Source organism: Actinospica acidithermotolerans (genome assembly GCF_018139625.1).
In the GTDB taxonomy this organism is placed as follows: domain Bacteria; phylum Actinomycetota; class Actinomycetes; order Streptomycetales; family Catenulisporaceae; genus Actinospica; species Actinospica acidithermotolerans.
The window spans coordinates 1-1,273 of the sequence record NZ_JAGSOH010000277.1; the positions used below are offsets into that span (position 1 = coordinate 1).

Here is a 1,273-nt window from a genome sequence, read left to right on the forward strand (position 1 = left end):
GCGGGAATGGTGATCTTCGGGCCCGCGCTCGTCTCCTTGACGGTCGGCAGCGACTTGCCCGGGTCGTAGGCGATCGCGGAGCCGTTCGCCGCCGCGCCCTCGGAGACCGCGCGCACCGGGCCTGGATCGCTGGCCGCCGGCTGTTAACCGGCAGGTTATAGGTTCGAGTCCTATTGCAGGAGCGCGAGAACGTCTCCGTGGCCCCGCGCCCCGGAGACGTTTTGCATCCGGCGGGTGAATTGGTTGATACCGGGCAGAACCGGGCACAACCCCTCCGCCGGAGCGCCAGGGGCGGTAGCTCAGCCGGTTAGAGCAGAGGACTCATAATCCTTGGGTCGTGGGTTCGAGTCCCACCCGCCCTACCGAGGTTGGACATCCGACCACCGGGTTGACGTGGGCTTTCGCCCCATTTTCACGCTTATGGACTAGACCATCTGACGGTCTTTCGGGTGAAAGTGGGAGGGAAGTGGGAGGGACCCGGAATGATCTTGGCCGGATTGAAGATGAACACATGCCCCGTGGGAATTGACGGATGAATCCGTGGGTCGGCCGTTTTCGCGGCGATCGGCGGTATTCGGGCCGGTCAATAGCCCTGCGTGAGACGCGCCACTGTCCTCCGGAAGGCCCCTGCGGGTAGCAGACCTGTTGCAGGGTTTTACGAAACTTGGCCCTGACCGGCGTATCAAGGCGTGCCGCGCTGTCCGCGCGTGGCTGGTCACCGCCTGAAGCGAGCCGGGGCGCTCGGCGACCATCTACCCCATGCGGGCTATCTGCGGGAATCGGCAGCCGAGTCTCTTGGTCGGGCTCCGATCCTCGGGGCCTCGCCGTCAGGTCTCGAGCGGATGCGGAAGCGGTCCCCACTCAGGGAGCCAATCGGTATGGGCCCCGCCGGTGAGACCGAGGTACACCCAGTCGCTGAAACACATGTCAGTATCGATGAAGTCGTGCCAGTTACGGCGAAACGCCGAAACCGTCCGCGTGCCGTCCTCGTGAGGCACCAAGAACAACTGGTCGCCGTCGAGGGTGTTGCCCCACAACAGCGCTCCGCCCGGCGTGGGCAGCACGGCGTACGGCACCGTGGACGACTTCTCCAGCAGCGGGCCCATCCGCGCCGCGTACGACTCCAGCGTTCGAGAGCCGCACAGGTACAGGTAACCCGAAATCGAAGTGTCGCCATAAGCGCCCGCGACGTCCCCGAAGTCCGCCGGCAACGACACCGACCAGAACCGGCCGATCGCCTCGATCAACACCCCCTCCCCCGCCCCCGCGGAGC

At 65.8% G+C, this 1,273-nt stretch carries 1 protein-coding gene and 1 tRNA gene; one reads left to right on the top strand and one right to left on the bottom strand.

All coding sequences use genetic code 11. From position 1 onward, the window contains the following. Nucleotides 1-288: 288 nt before the first annotated feature. Nucleotides 289-362, top strand: a tRNA-Ile gene (locus KDK95_RS34655). A 465-nt stretch (nt 363-827) separates the two neighbouring features. On the opposite strand, the gene KDK95_RS34660 is transcribed toward KDK95_RS34655, so the two are convergent. Continuing rightward, a partial coding sequence (locus tag KDK95_RS34660; RefSeq protein WP_212522590.1) for a hypothetical protein occupies nt 828-1,273 on the bottom strand: 446 nt, incomplete at its 5' end.